Annotated in this window: 19 protein-coding genes; 1 reads left to right on the top strand and 18 read right to left on the bottom strand. The window is 40.2% G+C overall.

All coding sequences use genetic code 11. From position 1 onward, the window contains the following. Nucleotides 1-25 precede the first annotated feature (25 nt). The 10 genes from ACRD6K_RS00165 to ACRD6K_RS00120 all read right to left on the bottom strand — a co-directional run bounded on the left by ACRD6K_RS00165 (nt 26) and on the right by ACRD6K_RS00120 (nt 8208). On the bottom strand, nt 26-826 hold the full coding sequence (locus tag ACRD6K_RS00165) for an outer membrane beta-barrel protein (protein WP_299578621.1): 801 nt from the start codon (nt 824-826) through the stop codon (nt 26-28). Nucleotides 827-913: 87 nt separating this feature from the next. Next, nucleotides 914-1810, bottom strand: a complete 897-nt coding sequence (locus ACRD6K_RS00160) for an outer membrane beta-barrel protein (RefSeq protein WP_299578619.1) — start codon at nt 1808-1810, stop codon at nt 914-916. Nucleotides 1811-1931: 121 nt separating this feature from the next. Next, a complete protein-coding gene (locus ACRD6K_RS00155; protein ID WP_430971595.1) occupies nt 1932-2981 on the bottom strand; it encodes a hypothetical protein in 1050 nt (349 codons plus the stop codon). A gap of 3 nt (nt 2982-2984) precedes the next feature. Continuing rightward, nucleotides 2985-3470, bottom strand: coding sequence for an RNA polymerase sigma factor (locus ACRD6K_RS00150; RefSeq protein ID WP_430971594.1), 486 nt, complete (start codon nt 3468-3470; stop codon nt 2985-2987). A 40-nt stretch (nt 3471-3510) separates the two neighbouring features. After that, on the bottom strand, nt 3511-5145 hold the full coding sequence (locus ACRD6K_RS00145) for a S41 family peptidase (RefSeq protein ID WP_430971593.1): 1635 nt from the start codon (nt 5143-5145) through the stop codon (nt 3511-3513). Nucleotides 5146-5152: 7 nt separating this feature from the next. Further along, nucleotides 5153-5578, bottom strand: a complete 426-nt coding sequence (locus ACRD6K_RS00140) for a deoxycytidylate deaminase (protein ID WP_299578611.1) — start codon at nt 5576-5578, stop codon at nt 5153-5155. 125 nt (nt 5579-5703) lie between these two features. Further along, complete coding sequence (locus tag ACRD6K_RS00135; protein WP_299578609.1) at nt 5704-6078, bottom strand: response regulator; 375 nt, start codon at nt 6076-6078, stop codon at nt 5704-5706. A gap of 251 nt (nt 6079-6329) precedes the next feature. Further along, nucleotides 6330-7022, bottom strand: coding sequence for a GTP pyrophosphokinase (locus tag ACRD6K_RS00130; protein WP_299578607.1), 693 nt, complete (start codon nt 7020-7022; stop codon nt 6330-6332). 404 nt (nt 7023-7426) lie between these two features. Continuing rightward, nucleotides 7427-7831 carry a hypothetical protein gene (locus ACRD6K_RS00125; RefSeq protein WP_133465058.1) on the bottom strand — a complete coding sequence of 135 codons (405 nt, stop codon included), beginning with the start codon at nt 7829-7831 and terminating at the stop codon, nt 7427-7429. A gap of 2 nt (nt 7832-7833) precedes the next feature. Beyond that, the gene (locus ACRD6K_RS00120; RefSeq protein ID WP_133465059.1) at nt 7834-8208 is read right to left on the bottom strand and encodes a hypothetical protein; all 375 of its coding nucleotides are present in this window, start codon (nt 8206-8208) and stop codon (nt 7834-7836) included. A gap of 666 nt (nt 8209-8874) precedes the next feature. On the opposite strand from ACRD6K_RS00120, the gene ACRD6K_RS00115 reads away from it, so the two are divergent. Next, on the top strand, nt 8875-9072 hold the full coding sequence (locus ACRD6K_RS00115) for a hypothetical protein (RefSeq protein ID WP_430971592.1): 198 nt from the start codon (nt 8875-8877) through the stop codon (nt 9070-9072). Here the strand turns inward: ACRD6K_RS00115 and ACRD6K_RS00110 are convergent. From ACRD6K_RS00110 to ACRD6K_RS00075, 8 genes are all read right to left on the bottom strand, one after another. After that, nucleotides 9062-9289: a hypothetical protein gene (locus ACRD6K_RS00110; RefSeq protein ID WP_430971591.1), complete on the bottom strand. Its 228-nt coding sequence runs from the start codon at nt 9287-9289 to the stop codon at nt 9062-9064. The genes ACRD6K_RS00115 and ACRD6K_RS00110 overlap by 11 nt on opposite strands. A 32-nt stretch (nt 9290-9321) precedes the next feature. Beyond that, nucleotides 9322-9864 carry a DUF6680 family protein gene (locus ACRD6K_RS00105; RefSeq protein WP_430971590.1) on the bottom strand — a complete coding sequence of 181 codons (543 nt, stop codon included), beginning with the start codon at nt 9862-9864 and terminating at the stop codon, nt 9322-9324. Nucleotides 9865-9874: 10 nt separating this feature from the next. Beyond that, nucleotides 9875-10309, bottom strand: a complete 435-nt coding sequence (locus tag ACRD6K_RS00100) for a hypothetical protein (RefSeq protein ID WP_430971589.1) — start codon at nt 10307-10309, stop codon at nt 9875-9877. A 119-nt stretch (nt 10310-10428) separates the two neighbouring features. Then, nucleotides 10429-10848 (bottom strand): hypothetical protein, encoded by a 420-nt coding sequence (locus tag ACRD6K_RS00095; protein WP_430971588.1) that lies wholly within the window; start codon nt 10846-10848, stop codon nt 10429-10431. A gap of 459 nt (nt 10849-11307) precedes the next feature. After that, nucleotides 11308-11511, bottom strand: a complete 204-nt coding sequence (locus ACRD6K_RS00090; protein ID WP_430971851.1) for a GDCCVxC domain-containing (seleno)protein — start codon at nt 11509-11511, stop codon at nt 11308-11310. 13 nt (nt 11512-11524) lie between these two features. Next, the gene (locus ACRD6K_RS00085) at nt 11525-12415 is read right to left on the bottom strand and encodes a cation diffusion facilitator family transporter (protein ID WP_430971587.1); all 891 of its coding nucleotides are present in this window, start codon (nt 12413-12415) and stop codon (nt 11525-11527) included. 6 nt (nt 12416-12421) lie between these two features. After that, nucleotides 12422-13213, bottom strand: a complete 792-nt coding sequence (locus tag ACRD6K_RS00080; protein WP_430971586.1) for a cation efflux transmembrane domain-containing protein — start codon at nt 13211-13213, stop codon at nt 12422-12424. Nucleotides 13214-13218: 5 nt separating this feature from the next. Then, the gene (locus tag ACRD6K_RS00075; RefSeq protein WP_430971585.1) at nt 13219-13686 is read right to left on the bottom strand and encodes a hypothetical protein; all 468 of its coding nucleotides are present in this window, start codon (nt 13684-13686) and stop codon (nt 13219-13221) included. Between the last annotated feature and the right edge of the window lie 10 nt (nt 13687-13696).

Below are 13696 nucleotides of genomic sequence, written 5' to 3'. Positions count from 1 at the left end.
AAATTTCTCAGCCAGCAACTTCTCATTAAAAGGATAACAAAGCCACCCCAACAGAAAAAGGATAAAGCTCAGGCCCTTTACCTTCTTTAAACAAAGGCTGAAGATCGTAGCTGGCGTAAAGATTGATCCATCGGTACCCCAAACGCACCTGCCCCGAGAAACGAAAATCATGCATGTGGAAGTCGTCGGGTGTTTTCAGCTTTTCCTTTTTTCCATTCTCCCGGTATTTCACCTTAGTATGGGTACTCAACCGCTTGCTGGCAACAACACCTGCTGACAGATGAATGCGGTTGCCATAGTGTTTCACGGGTATCTGAAACTCAACCAACAAAGGAACAGTCAGGTAAAACGACGATAATTTTGATTTTTGCTTCGAATCATACAAGCGTTCAATGGGTTCAATCCGGTCGGGAGTTTGCTCAATACTGGTTTTCTTATCCAGAAAATAGGTCTGAAATTCCATCCCTACGCCGGTGACCAATCCAATGGTATTTCGGGTGTGCTGTAAACTTTGAGAAATCTGAATAAGATTGAGGTTCAATACGGTTGACCGTAAAAAGTTGACATCCAAAAAACCGGCTTCGTCTTCCGGATAAAGAGAGTAATCTTTATCCATAAAGCCATTCAATCCTAGGTAAATGCCCGACCAATGCCCCGTAAATTTATCTTCCCAGTAATTAAAGCCATCCGTAACAACACCTTCGAACTGAATAATGTTAGGTTGATTACCCCAGCCAGGTTGACTTACAGGAATGCTATCGTTCAACTGAGCGCTGGCACCCAAGCTCAATAAGGAAGATAAGACTATGGCGAAAAATTGTTTCATGACTCTAATCATCCAACAAAGTTACGCATGATTATTGAAAAAAGAAGCCTGCACCAGGCAGGCTATTTTGTTTTCTGAAAGTTGGTTTTAGAAATTAACGATACTGATTCCTACACTAAAGGGAAAAAATTCCGGGCCTCCCCCATCTTTAAAAATGGACGACAGGTTGTAGGTCGCATACACACCTATGTCTTTCAAACCCACACGCCCGGTAACCGCATACTTGAAAGGATTGATATTGAAGTTGCCGTGATCTTTACTTTTAGAGCGATCTGTCTTTACTTTGGTGTGCGAGCCCAGGTTGAATCCACCAATTAAACCGCCCGATATATAAACTTCATTGGAATGATCGTTCACCGGAATCTGGAATTCAAGCAACAGGGGAATGGTCAGGTAAGAAACCGTCAGTTTTGACTTTTTCAGCCCATCATGCTCCAGTTCCAGAGGAACAATCTGCCCATCCACCTTCTGAAGAGTGATAGCATTGTCAAAGCGGTAGTTATTCATCGTCCAGCCCATACCAGTAACCAGACCAACACGCTGATCGCTCAAAACAATATTGTATTCTAGAAAGTTAATATTCACTTCCATGGACTTGGATTGGTTTAGCGACATAAAGCCGGTACCACCAAAGTGCCCGTCATCATAAAAGGTATTAATTCCCAATTCAAAACCACCCCAGTGACCATCAAAGCCTTTGTGCCGCCAGTTGTCTTTTTTCTTATCCCGGAAACCATCGCGATGCATGTTGACAGTAGTACGCCCCTCTTTCTCGATCACTTCAACATTCCGATTTCCAATCCGGATGTGCGTTGTATCGTTGCTATAATCATCTTCAATATGAATACGGTCATTTAAAATTCCCACCTCAGTTCGGCCACTACCTTCCTTTACATCAACCAGGTTTCCCACCTTCGTTGAATCCTGAGCATAAGTCAGGGTCAGGCAAAAAATCATCAGACTAAGTAAAACTGTTGTTTTCATCTTTTTCAATTTAGCGTGTTACATGGTGTTTGTTTTCTTCCTGGCCAGGAGTAGTCAACCACTAATCATTGTTTAATTGCTTTCAGGAGTAGGACGGCCAACAATTAAAAAAAGTTACAGCTTAGCGCTCTTTTTTCAGCGGAATGGAAAATGCCAGCAATCGGGTATTCAAACTGATCTCTGAAAGTTTTCCCTTTTCATTGGTTTCGTAGTCCAACCGCTCGCTACTCACCGAAGAAACGACATTCAGTCCGGCATTAACCAGGTCCGAAAACTTCAGGGGTTCATCTTTGGCCTTGTGCAATACTTTTTGAGCCAGGTATTCGTCAACCGTAAGATAGTCGGGGGACAAAGGTTCGGCCTGCTTGGTCGTCCCTGCTAAGGCAACAGGCGCACTACTGTCTGGTAGTTCCAACCGGCTTGAGATCGGAGTCAACTTTTGAGGAACTTCTTCCCGCTTAGGCTGTAGCCGATCCGATACTACAGGTTCCTGTCTGGCTAATTGAGGCTGAATGGGTGCTACTGGCTCCTTCGGCATTACGGTTTGTCCCTTTGATTCTGCAGCTGTTTCTTCAGGAGTTGTTGCCGGACGACTTGCGAGCTGTTCCTTTTCTTTCGAAGTTGTTGGCTCCATTACTGGCGTAACCTGATCGGTGTATTGAATTGTCTGTTCCCGCTTAAACTCCGTATCCCAAACAGCCCATACCGCAAAAAGCAGAACCAGGGCAGCAGCCACCCGGCTTCCCCATAACAAAACAACTTTTCGCGCCGGCTTTTTATACAGAGACTTTTTATTGCTGAACTGAATGGAATTGTCTGGCTTCAGCTGGGTTTTCAAAAGCAAATCGAATTGCTGCTCCTTTTGGGGATCAGTGGTCAACTCCCTTAAAAAAGCGAGTTTATCGTCTTCTTCCAAATCGTTTTCCAAAAAGGCAACCGCCCGGTAATCGAACGAAGATTCTTCCGTAATTTCCTTTTTCAAAAGGGCCTTCTTATTCGGGAACATGCGCTCATCAACCGGAACCCGAATCGACGAAACCGCTTTCAGCTCTTCGTTCAAGTCGGGATTATTCGCCAAAAAGTCCAGGAAATCATCGACCTGACTATCCGGCAGATTACCATCCAGATAATCCAGAAAATAAATTTCGTAATTGGATCGGTTAATATTCATGGTTCAAACAAGCACATCTAATTTCCCAATATAATTTTTCAGAAACACCCGGGCCCGGTAAATGTATACCTTAACCTGAGCTTCGCTAAGCGCGGTTATGTCGCTGATTTCTTTGTACGAATAGCCTTCATAATCGCGCAAGAGTAGCACCGCACGCTGATCATCGGATAACTGTTTAATGGCATGATCCAGCACTTCTCCAACATCAGAGTAATGGGTGGAATGCCCCTCTTCAGGAAGCTGCGACTCCTCGCAACTCACCTGGCGCTGGTCTTTCCGAATCACATCGATGGTGCGATGATAAGCCGTTGAAAACAAATACGACTTAACCTTAGCGGCATCTACCGAATACAAATGCATCCATAGTTTCTCGAAACTGTCCTGAACAATATCCCGGGCTTTCTCTTCATCCTTGATATTCTTCAGTACAAATCGAAAAACAGCATCGGCATGCCAATTTATGGCTTGATTATAATCGTCAACGGTCATTCTTTCATAAGATCATTACAACCTTAGGACGACCAAACGACTAATTTGTTACAGCCAGCAACTGACTTAATTGTTTTTTTGAATGCGAAAGGCGAATAGCCTCCTTCAGTGTTTCATCAATATCCTTAATAATTGGGAAGAAGCCTTCCTCGCCGATGATATTTCGGGCAATGTAGGCTTTAATCTGGGTTTCGATAATTTTACCACTGGCTTTAAGGCCTTTCGAATCGCGCTTGACACCTTCCTTCTCGGCATAGGCCACAAATTGATTCATAATCTGTTTTTTGTCGAGGTAGTCAACAAATTCGGCGGCCGTTTTCAACATGTTGAGCTGCTCTCGGTGTTCATCGCTGTATTGGAACGCAAAATGGTAAACCAAGGCTTTTTGAGTAATCTTCGAAAAGTAACCGGAATAGCCCGTGGTATCGGCCGAAACAAAGTAATCGGGCATAATGCCACCACCACCGTAAACGATTCGACCTCCAGCAGTTTCATACTTCAGCGAATCGGCAAAATGAATGCTGTCCGCCACCTGAAACTCGCCATGTTCGGCCCGGTTAATGATGTCGTGATAATAGTCCATATTGCCTTCTTCGTAAGGTTTCTGAATACTTCTACCACTTGGCGTATAGTAACGAGCAACCGTTAGGCGAAGCGCTGAACCATCGCGAAAAGGAATCTGTTCCTGCACCAGACCTTTACCAAACGAACGACGTCCAACCACAATTCCGCGGTCATTATCCTGAATAGCACCGGCAAAAATTTCGCTGGCCGATGCCGAATATTCATCAATAAGTACAATGACTTCTTTATCTTTAACGATTCCACTTTCGGTTGACGTGTATGTTTTTCGCGGTTGCGATTTCCCTTCGGTATAAACAATCAACTTCCCTTCCGATAAAAATTCGTTAACCATACTTACCACAGAAGCCAGGTAACCTCCTGGGTTTCCACGTAAATCAATAATAAACTTCTCGGCCCCTTCGGCTTTTAGTTTGGAAATACCATTGATGAACTCATCATAAGTTTTCTCTGCAAAACGGTTCACTTTAATAAATCCGGTGCTGTCATCAATCATATAACTCACGTCGATGCTGTAAATTGGAATGTCGCCGCGGGTAATTTCAAATTCAATTAACTCATCAATCGACCGGCGTTTTACGCCAATCCGCACCTTGGTGCCTTTTTCGCCCCGAAGCACGGTAAGCACATCCTGGTTTTTAATATCAATGCCGGCAATCACCGAGTCGTTGACCGTAACAATGCGGTCGCCCGGCAAAATGCCGAGTTTAGAAGAAGGGCCGCCCGAAACCACATCAATAACCTGAACAGTATCGTTATGAATAGAAAACTGCACACCAATCCCCCCAAAGTTTCCCTGCATCTCTTCATGCACTTCCTGCATGTCGCGGGCCGGAATATAAGCCGTGTGCGGATCCAGGTTTTTCAGCAACTCCGGAATGGTTTTCTCTACCAATTCATCGGTTTCTACAGAATCAACATAGGCCTGATTGATCAGCTCAACAATGGTGCTCAGCTTGTTTCCCCGGGGAGGCGTCAAGTTCTGAAGCGATGGTTGGTGAAGCTGACTCAGGTTGTTGCCCAGAATGATTCCAATAATCACTGAAACAGCAATTAGAATGGGTAGGTATATGCTTATCTGTTTTCTGTTCATGACTTTTCTATTCTTCTATTTCAACCTGAACCACATCGATATCGGCTCGTTTCAACAGGGTTATTCCATCCTCCAGACGATAGTTATCGGTAAAAACAACCCGCTTAATACCAGCCTGAATGATCAACTTGGAACATTCAAGACAAGGAGACGAAGTAACATACATGGTCGCGCCCTCACTGCTGTTGTTCGATTTGGCGACTTTGCTTATCGCATTGGCTTCGGCATGCAGCACATAGGGTTTGGTCAGATTATTTTCGTCTTCACAAACATTCTCAAAACCAGAAGGAGTTCCATTGTATCCATCCGATATGATCATCTTATCTTTAACTAAAAGTGCACCGACCTGGCGCCGCTTGCAATACGAATTCTTGGCCCAGATTGAAGCCATTTTCAAATATCGTTGATCAAGTAAAAATTGTTTCTTTTCCATCAGATGAATTAATTAATTGTCCAAAAGTAATAAATCATCAGTCGCAAATTGCTGAATCAATTACAAAAAAACGTTCATTCCTGATTTCGAAATGAACGTTTCATCTTTAATTTCAGCTAAAAATATCAAACGTGAATAAATTTTTCCACCGTATTTAAAAGATCTTTGGATTTAATGGGTTTGGCCAGGTAATCGTCACATCCGGCTTCCAGGGCTTTCTCCCGGTCATCGGACATGGCAAAGGCGGTTTGTGCCACAATAGGCAAGTCCGGATCAATGGACTTCATGATTTTTGTTGCCTCATAACCATTCATTTCAGGCATCTGAAGATCCATCAACACCAAATCAATAGCTTCCTTCTTGAAGATATCAACAGCCTCTTTGCCATTCTTTGCCCAATAAATCGTTGCTTTAATTTTGCTCAATACAGCACTTAAGTACAGGTAATTCGACTCAACGTCTTCGGCGATAAGAATTTTAGGGTTGTCAACTATTGTCATTGCTTCGTGATTAATCTCCTTTATTTAATCAAAGATATTGAAAGATTTATTTAAATACCATAGTTGTATTTATTTTTTGAAAATCGAAGAACACCTCCATTTTCAGTCAGCCTATACGCTCAGCTCCCTTAAAGAACCTTGCGTGCAGCACACCCTTAGCCAGTACATTCACAGCCTAATCCGTTCACAATTCACGAAGCCAGTTCAACTCTGAGCCTCTTTTATCGCTCCATCATACTTTCTGCCTTGTCTTATTCTTCAAGTGCATCGTGATGAATCCTGTTAAATAGTTGCTGCATTCTGGTATCGGTATTCGCAATAACGTCAGCACATTCCTTCAACTCTTCAGAAACATCTTCCGGCTTATTATTCAAGAACTTATAGGCCAATTCGTGTTCCAGCGAGGCCCAAAAATCCATCGCAATCGTCCGTATCTGAACTTCAACACTTACCATCTCTGTGCGCTCCGATAGAAAGACAGGAATTGTGACAATCAGATGCAGACTCCGATAACCATTGGGCTTGGGGTTTTCAATGTAATCAGACTTACGGATCAACTCAATATCGGACTGTGAAGACAACAGATTGGCAATAAGATAAATATCATGAATATAAGGACAAATCACCCGCACTCCGGCAATGTCTGTCAGGTTCTTTCGGGCCGATTCAACACTCATTTCCAGCCCTCGCTTGTGCAATTTTTTCATAATGCTTCGGGGCGACTTCACACGCGATTTAATTTCATGAATGGGGTTCCTGTCCTTGGTGTACTTAAACTCATCGTTCAGGTTCTCAAGTTTGGTTCTTATTTCACGAATAGCGGCTGCATATAAATTTTGAGTTTCAATTAATGAGCGGATAACTTGAAGGTCTTTAGACGTGAAGTGCATTTCAGTCAAACCTTCAAACAAGTAGGCTTCATCTGACAATTTATTGTTTTCCATTTCTAACTAGTGTTTAACTTTGGTGGAAATAAGTGAATTTGAAAGATCAAAGCAAGAACATCGGGCTTAAAAAAGGTTAAAAAGGAGGCGTTATAAAAACGCGGGGAGAGCTGACAAAGGCAGTTTCAAGTTTAACTCACTGGATCTTTGCACCTTAAAGCAAAAACGCCCGACTATCGTTAAATAGTCAGGCGTTTGTTGTACCCGGGGCGGGAATCGAACCCGCCTATCTGATATTCAATGCTTGTTACACACTGTTTTTCAGGACAAATATATAAAATATTTCAATCTTTTTGGTGGGACTTTTGGTGGGACTTTTAATTGTCCGTTAGAGATAATATATTTCTCGAACATCGTCTTTCTCCGTTGTTAATAATTTTGGATAATCAATACTTTGCATACATTTAACGTTGTGCCGTCGTACTTTTTTTCAATCCTTTTTTATTGTAATTTTCCTGTCTGTCATTTTTTTTGCCATAAATATCAATATTCTCTGACGTTGAGTATTTTTTCCAATCCCTCTGCAACTTATTAAACTCATCTTTATCACAAAGCTCAAATCTTTTTAGTGCATAGTACATCGCTGTTATTGATATATCCGTAAATTTTGAACGATGTCGTTTTTGGCAATTAGGACACCACATCATAGGCGGTTGAATATTTAAATCAGTTCTAATTTGGCTTAAGGCTTTATTCAAATCATCTACTAAATCAAAATGCTGTTTAATTGACATTTTTGAATTCCACCTATTTTCTAGAATAACCTTTAATTCAGGTAACCAAGTTGTCTGTGCTTGACCTTTTGGCATAATTATTCAGGTTTTTGTCCATTATTTATTTCTTCCATTTCTTTATGAGTCACTCCGTATGGAAAACCGCCACTTGTATAACCAATAATCATCGCCAAATTTTCATCACTTTCAAAACTGCTCCGACCATTTAATTCTTCTTCTCGTTTTTTCTTGAATAAAAGTCTTTGCAGCCTATGTGTTTGAATTGAGTTAATCAATTGTCTTTCGTATTCCTCTGAGATTTCCACTCCAATCATTCTTAGTTCTTTAACCGCACACAATTTGTCAACAGAATACTTTTTTGAATATCCTTTAACAAGATTGTTACCTGAATATGTTTGTATCCAGTTTTTAGCAGAATTAAGTCGTCTTTCTCTTTTTGGAGTATTTTTCATTTAACCTATACAATTGGATCTTTGGGTAAAGCTAATAAATTCTTTATATACCGCTCATTGTTATAAGGTTTCTATTTTTCATAACATCAAATAACTCAACAGCTAAACATTGTCCAATTGTTGGTTTGGAAATCATCAAATCCATATTTGTTTTGTGTATTCAAATTGAAAGTATACATCAGCATTGAAAAAATTAGAATTAATCTCATATTTTAGTTTTCATATGATTGTTCTTCAGTGGTGTCAGTATGTGCTTTAGTTTTTAACAAAATTAGGTTAGGTTTTTAGACAGTCTGACGTAAAGTGCATGTTGCGTACAAAGTGCCAGCCTTAATGTTTATACCGGCCTGTCAGTATGAAATATGCACAGTGTTGTGTTTATGTTGTTTGTTACCACCGCCTGTTCCTATTCCCAACAACAGTAGTTGTGAAAACAGTCCGCTCATAAGAACTAAGATGTAACAGCCGCTTTAAGGTACAGCTGATTAAATTTATATCCGTATAAGTTTTGCCGGCTGTATTGTCAGGATTTTAGGTAATTAACGGCGCGTAACAAGCTAATTATTGTTCATTGTCAGGTTGCTAATTGCAAATGGCATATTGCACGGTGTTAGCGCAAGTATTTTGTCTCTTTAGTCAATTTGCTTGTTTTTAAAAATAAGTAATATGTCAGTAAATGTCATTGACCAATTAACGCAAGAAAAAATTGATAACATCAAGGCGGACATTGAACAAACAGTTGATTTGCTAAACCGAAAAATTGTAGATGCTAAAATTAATATGATTACTGCCTATCCAAAAGCAGACGACCATCCCACTGCTGATTGTTATATGGTCAAGATGCGATACAGCATTAATTTGTAGCTTTTCTTTCAAGTGTTTCGTTTATTCTGTCAATGTTTGATTCTACTTTGAATAGTATTTCGTCAACAGTTTCTTGGTGTGTTTGCTCTTTGCGGTCTTTGATTTTTGATTCAATGTCATCAAGTCTGCGAAGAATTAACGTTTGTGTTCCGATTATAAATTGCATTAATTCTTTTTCGGTTAGTTCGTCGAGATTTTTGGTGTAATCAAGTTTCATAATTTATAAAATTTAAAAGTTAATGGATTTAGCTATTCTTTGTTGTCATCTTCTTGGTTTAGATTTTCGAGGAGTTTTAGAGTCAGTTGATTTGAATTTTTGTAATACTCGAACTGTTCCTTATGAAATTCCATTTGGTCAAGAAACTGTTTCTCGTGACCCTGTGGATAATAATGTTTCTCAAAGTCGTAATTTTTTAAGTCCTTGTACCCAAGGTCTTTTGAAATCTCAGACAAAAGGTCAACCCTCAAAAGTCTCCACGTTTTGTCAGGGTCAACCAAGTCTTTCTGTTGAAGAGAATCATAGTATTTATGCCATGCAGTTAAAACAGTTGGAGTATCAGCGAATACAACATCTATCCTATTTAGAGCGTCTACAAAATATTGGGGTACCGGTGAACCCCTATATGAAAATAGTGTGAAAAATAAATTGCGTTTTGCGTCGTCTTTTTGTTTTGTTTCGTTTAGTTCTCTTCCAACTTTTACTGCGTCAGTAGGAGATTTGCTTATTACCCAAACATTTATTCCGAGAATAACAGTATTTATTATTAATGTTACCATTCCTATTGTTTCCATATTGTTTAGTTTAGTTTTTAAGCCCTGTTAGTTTAGATAAAAAATCATTTGCTTTTATAAGTAGTTCCTCTTCTTCCGGTGTGTAATTAAATCTTTGTCTGTATCTTTTGTGGGTTACGCGGAAGAAGAATATTGAAAGTGATTTTTTGCTCGGTGGTACAATAAACGATAAAATTGCTGTTGCAACGACACATCCAATTATGTATAAAATACTCCACCATTTTACGGAAGATATTAAAACATAAAACGCAATTACCCACAAAATGAGAATAATCCATATAGAATTTAAAAACCACTTTGGCTGCATTACTACCTGTAATTTGTTTTGTTCTATTTTACTTGGAGACATAATTTGTGATATTTCATTCACGTGTTCTCTTGTTTTGTAGTATATACTCGAAATAATTACAATTACTGCAATTATGATGTAGTCTGTTGTTGTCATTTGTTGCTTTTTTAAAGGTTTCTTTTTTAAGTTGTATTTTTGCTATATGAAAAGAGTAGATTTTATATTTGCTAAAAACGGTAGAGATATTCTGGTAAAAGAATCACCTAATGGAAAGTTTATTCTATCAAAACATATTTGTCGAAAACAATCGGTTGATAAGGATTTGAATCAGGAACAAGATGATATCCGTCGTTAGATGGCTGTAATATTACAAAAGCGAAAGGATGATTTGGATTTGTTTCTTTGGCAAATTCAGTCATTCCTTTTTCTTGACTTATTCTAAATGACATTACTTCTCCTTTTGCTTTTGATATTATTGATGCTTTTATTCCGTTTTTAATTCTTTTAAACGTAAACACCAAGTCTCTATGTGTTAATTCATTTTTTAAGTTTGAATAGCAATCTATTGCTTCTCCTAATAAGTTTTTGTGAAATTCCAATCCGACAACAGATGGTTCTTTTTGAACATTTCTTGTCGGATGAAAGGCTATTTTATTTGCCATTGAAAAGACTTGTTCAATTTTTTGTGTATCCATTTTTAAATCATTTTAAGCATTATCCTCGTGTTTTCTTTTCAATATTTGCGCTAACGGTCGGCGGTATGAAACGTTGCGCATTTTGAAACACAAACTTATCAGCCCGCTAAGCTGTTGATTAAATGTTATATTGCTCAAATATAGCACTATCCGCGCAATGTTTTATGACCGCGTGTTAGGGGCTGGTGTTCATTCATTTCTGTCTGTTTATCAATTATTTAGCTGTCATTTCACTGTCTTTTTCAATCCGCACCAACCTATCCACGAAGCACAAATTTATTTTGCTTTTTTGTGGGAGGGCAACCCTAAAACCGCCCTTAAAGGCGGTTACTTGGGCTGGCTTTGTAAGCTCTTTGGTAAGCTTTGGTCGTGTGTTTGCTTGTGGGGCTTGCCAATGTGCTAACAAATAGGGTGGGCTTTCTAATGATTTTAAGAACTAAATTTTATATAAACAAAAATTCAACAACATTGCCCAGATTGAGTGGGAGGACACTTTTCTGTTCCATACGAACAAAACACGCAACAATCGCCCTGTTTTGGTTTTAAAACGGTATGGCAATTTTTACATTCATAAAAGAACTGGCAGGAACCCTCCGGCATTTCTTCTTCTTTTTGATGCCCGCAATTTGGGCAGGTTATGATTGAATGGTATTGAATTTTCATTTCTTTAAAGTTTTCAACAAACAGTTTTGCATTCTTTTTCAATCCTTTCATTCTCAATTTGAAAGGTTGTGTGTCCTATCCCGAATTCGTGTTCAAGTTTCTCCTGTAATTCAGCAATAAATTTATCATGATACCCTTTGGGCATTATCAGGTGGGCGGTTAATGCTGTTTGGGTGGTACTCATTGCCCAAACGTGTAAGTCGTGAATTTCTTCAACACCTTTTTGTGCCAACAGTAATTCCCTGACTTTTTCGAGGTTGATGTTTTTAGGTACGGCATCCAGCGCCAAATCTATGGAATCGGTAAACAAGCGCCAGGTGCCCCAAAGTATGACCAGGATGATGATAAAGCTCATCACAGGGTCAATCCATTGAATTCCGGTGAGGTTAATCAATAGCCCGGCAACAACCACGCCCAACGACACCCCGGCATCGGCAGCCATGTGCAGGAATGCCCCTTTGATGTTCAGGTCGTCTTTTTGGCCTTTCATAAACAGTAAAGCAGTAATGGTATTGATTACTACACCTATTCCGGCAACAATCATCACTTGAGTACCTGCCACGGGTTCGGGATTTTTGAATTTCCCCACAGCATCCCAGCCGATGGCTATTACTGCTCCAAAAAGCAACAGCGCATTGAGTATCGATACAAGGATGGTTGTTTTGCGCAAACCATAAGTGTATTTTCCTTTTGGTTTTATGGAAGCAAGCCGGATTGCTGCCCAGGCAAAAATCAAACTCAGAACGTCGCTGGCGTTGTGACCTGCATCGGCTAATAATGCTGATGAGTTGGCTACCAGACCATAAAATATTTCAACAGCAACAAAGGCGATGTTTAAACCAATGCCAATGGCAAAAGCTTTTCCGTAACTTTTTTGCGTATTATGTTCATGCGAGTGTGCCAAAACTGATTACTTCGAAAGTTTTAAAATCCTCACTGCCCCGCGCATCACAAAGGTGAAAACAATACCACCAATGACCAAATCAGGCCATTTGCTGTTCAAAAAGTAAACCAAAACACCTGCCACTATCACACCGCCATTTACAATAATATCATTTGAAGTGAATATGGCGCTGGCCTGCATGTGCGCTTCTTTGCTTTTGGCTTTGTTGATGAGCCACAACGAAACCAGGTTTCCGGCAAGCGCCAGGATGGAAACAATAATCATCCACTGAAAGAGGGGCGTTTCGCTACTGCTGAAAAAACGGCGAAGCACTTCGGCAAAACCAAGCGTAGCCAGGCCCATCTGGAAATATCCGCTGATTTTGGCTACTTTTTTCTTTCGGGAAATGGCCGCACCCACTGCAAAAAGACTGAGCCCGTAAACAATAGAATCGGCCAGCATGTCCAGCGAATCGGCCACTAATCCCATGGAATGCGATATCCATCCGGTAGTCATTTCCACCACGAAAAAGGTAAAATTGATGCCCAGCACCCACCAGAGTATTTTCAGCTGTTGTGAATCGTCTGCACCGGGCGGTAATTCCGTTTCGGTAGTATTTCCGAGTTTGTCACCTAATTTTAGCTGGCTGATTGCCTGGTGGATTTCATCCACAGGGCCTGAATGATATACCTCCAGCTTCCGGTTTTCAATATCAAAAACCAGGTTTTTAACGGATGAAATCCCTTCCAGCTTCATCCTGATAAGGGATTCTTCGGAAGGGCAGTCCATTTTACTGATGGTAAATACAGATTTGAACATGTGAACTATTCTTTATGCAAAACCACATTTAGCGGGATAAAAGCGCCCACCTTCAAGCCCCAGTCAATATTATCAACAGGGGTAAACAGAAATACAAAGGCATTTCCCACGTTCCCTAATTTGAAATTGGGGCCGGTCTGGACTATGAATTTATTTTCATCTATCATATACTCTTCCGCCAAAACCCACGATACCGGGATTTTTTTGTCGAACCCTACAAACCAGTATTCGTTAAAATTGTAGATGGCGTTGGCAAAGGGCGTGTATCCCACCGACAGGTAGGTTTTATTATTGAACATGGCGCCCAATTCGGCATGGATACGGGTTATTTCCTTTTTGTTACCATCAAAATCGTACATCACAAAAGGGTTAACACGTACCCCTGTAATTACTTTTAACCGCTCGCCTTCCTGGGCATTCGTGGTGAATGCCCAGAAAAGTGCGAAGGCTAATAACAATAATTGTTTTCTCATTTTCAAAAGT

This window comes from Sunxiuqinia rutila (assembly GCF_050589705.1).
Classification (GTDB): domain Bacteria; phylum Bacteroidota; class Bacteroidia; order Bacteroidales; family Prolixibacteraceae; genus Sunxiuqinia; species Sunxiuqinia rutila.
This window is presented reverse-complemented; position numbering and strand designations above follow the sequence as displayed.